Genomic DNA, 2609 nt, shown 5'->3' on the forward strand with positions numbered 1-2609 from the left:
ATAAAAAACAATTTTTTTTAAACTTTATTAGAAAGTTGTAAAAATGTTGATTTTTGGAAAGTAGATATGAAGATAAAATTAGAATCTACAATTACTTGTCCTGAATGCGGGTATAAAGAAAAAGAGAAAATGCCTCTTGATTCCTGTCTATTTTTTTATGAATGCAAAGGTTGCGGCAGAGTTTTAAGACCCAAAGAGGGTGACTGCTGTGTTTTTTGCTCTTACGGAGATATCCCATGTCCATCCATGCAGAAGAGAGACAGTTGATAATTTCAAAATCTTTTTATTGTTGATTTTTTTTCTTGACAGTGAACAATCGTTCACCTATATTATTTCTATGCCCAAAAAACCTGATTTAGAGAAAATCAAATCGAGAGCTGAAAAAATATCTGATTTTTATCAACGCGAGGGAAGAATGCCAAGTTTTTCGGAGATTGCACAGATAAGCGGTATAAAATCAAAAAATGCTGTTTCAAAACTTGTAAAGAGACTCGAAGATATGAAAGTGTTAAAAAAAGATACAAAGGGAAGATTGATTCCTAATCCTGTGATGAAATCTCCACTTAAGATGCTTGGCACAGTGGAGGCGGGATTTCCCAGCCCTGCGGAAGAAGAGTTGGCAGACAATATTTCTCTCGATGAGCTTTTGATAGATAATCGCGAAGCAACATTTTTGCTTAAAGTTTCAGGAGATTCAATGTCGGGCGCCGGAATACTTCCCGGAGATATGGTGATAGTAGACAAGGGGAGGATTCCTAAAAGCGGAGATATAGTTATTGCAGAGGTAGATGGAGAGTGGACGATGAAGTATTTGAAGAAAAGAGGCAATAGTGTGTTTCTTGTTGCCGCAAATCCGAGATATAAACCTATAAAACCGAAAAATGAACTTCGTATTGGAGGAGTAGTTACTGCTGTTGTCAGAAAGTATAAATGACTATTTCTTGCCAACAAATTTAGTTATCTTTTTCCAATATTTTATTTATGAAAATGAATGATGAGCCGCTTTCAATCTATTCTTGGCCAAGAGGTATAATGCATATTGATGCAGATGCCTTCTTTGCTTCCTGTGAGCAGTCCGTAAATCCGCGTCTTCGGGGCAAACCGGTTATTACAGGAAAAGAGAGGGGAATAGTTGCCGCGGCAAGCTATGAGGCAAAGGCGTATGGCATCAAGAGAGGAATGACTGTGTCTCAAGCCAAAAAAATTTGCCCAAATGCGATAATTCTTCCTTCTGATTATGAAACATATAGTCTTTTCTCAGTTAGAATCTTTGAAATACTTAGGCGTTTTTCTCCAATAGTTGAAGAGTATTCCATCGATGAGGCATTTGTTGACTTGACAGGACTTAGAAGAAAGTATCATGGGCCTTACGGTGAGATTGCCGCAAATATTCAGAAGACTATCACAAGAGAGCTTGGACTTTCGGTTTCTGTGGGGGTGAGCATTTCAAAGGTGCTTGCCAAAGTAGCATCGAAGCATAAAAAGCCTGCAGGGCTTACGGTTATACCGGGAAAAGAAATACACCATTATCTTGCAAAGCTTCCTATAGAAGAAGTGTGGGGGATAGGAGCTAACACATCTGCATTCCTCAAAAAATTTGGAATTTTTACTGCCCTCGATTTTGCGCGTAGAGATGAGGGGTTTGTAAGGAAAAACCTTTCAAAACCATTTTATGAAGTATGGAATGAGTTGAGGGGGATAAGTGTTTATCCTGTTATAAATGAAGAAAGGCACGATTATCAATCTATTAGCAAAACTAAAACATTTACGCCTCCGTCAGGAGACGAAGAGTTTGTTTTTGCCCAACTTTCCAAAAATCTTGAAAACGCCTGCATAAAAGCTCGGAGGCACCATCTTGCGGCAGGACGGATTATAATTTTTTTACGGGAGAAGAATTTCAAAGATAGGGCAGTCGAGCTGAAACTCAGTAGACACTCAGCCTATCCTTCTGAGCTTATGAATATTCTTAGAGAAGGATTTTTATATCTGTACAAAAAAGGGAAACTCTACCGCTCCACAGGTGTTGTTCTTGCGTCATTGGTGCCTGAGGCGAGCATCCAATATACGCTTTTTGATGATGTTTCAAAGATTGAGAAGATGGCAAGAGTTTATTCTGCTGTTGACGAATTATCCTCAAAATTCGGCAAGCATACGGTGACTCACTGCTCATCACTTCCTGCCCATAAAAGACAGCATAAGGGAGACAGAGGCGATATTGCTTTGCGTAAGAAAGTGATTTTCAAAGGAGAAAATAAAAGGCAGCATATTGGAATCCCTGTGTTTAATCTCAAAATTTAATAAAAGGGGAAAAGGGGTCAAGTCTGCTTTTGGCTTTTCTTGTCATTTTCAAAGAGAGATACAGCAAATTCACATCTTTCCCAAAGATTTAGATAATGTCCATGGCTTTTACTTAGCTATCCTTCAAGGTAAAATATCAAGAAGTGGGGGGGGGGGGATTTTCTGAATGAAAAATCTTTTTTACACCTACAAGAGGAAAAATCTATTATTTGTTTGGATTTTCCCTGAATTTTGTGGCCATATTATTTTCATATTTGCCTGATATTTCAATGGCAGCTACATCGTCTTTTAAATCTATAATTAATTTATTC

At 38.0% G+C, this 2609-nt stretch carries 4 protein-coding genes; all 4 read left to right on the top strand.

Features of this window, described 5'->3' with window-relative positions:
- Positions 1-66: 66 nt before the first annotated feature.
- Genes D6734_08710 through D6734_08725 form a run of 4 tightly spaced genes read left to right on the top strand, consistent with a single transcriptional unit; the run spans position 67 to position 2464 of the window.
- Entirely contained in the window at positions 67-267 is a 201-nt protein-coding gene (locus tag D6734_08710) for a hypothetical protein (GenBank protein RMF94027.1), read from the top strand.
- A gap of 19 nt (positions 268-286) precedes the next feature.
- Positions 287-934: a repressor LexA gene (gene lexA / locus D6734_08715; protein ID RMF94028.1), complete on the top strand. Its 648-nt coding sequence runs from the start codon at positions 287-289 to the stop codon at positions 932-934.
- Positions 935-987: 53 nt separating this feature from the next.
- The gene (locus D6734_08720) at positions 988-2298 is read left to right on the top strand and encodes a DNA polymerase IV (GenBank protein RMF94029.1); all 1311 of its coding nucleotides are present in this window, start codon (positions 988-990) and stop codon (positions 2296-2298) included.
- On the top strand, positions 2267-2464 hold the full coding sequence (locus D6734_08725; GenBank protein ID RMF94030.1) for a hypothetical protein: 198 nt from the start codon (positions 2267-2269) through the stop codon (positions 2462-2464). The genes D6734_08720 and D6734_08725 overlap by 32 nt, the downstream gene beginning before the upstream one ends.
- Positions 2465-2609: the final 145 nt, after the last annotated feature.

The sequence above is a fragment of the Candidatus Schekmanbacteria bacterium genome, assembly GCA_003695725.1.
Classification (GTDB): domain Bacteria; phylum Schekmanbacteria; class GWA2-38-11; order GWA2-38-11; family J061; genus J061.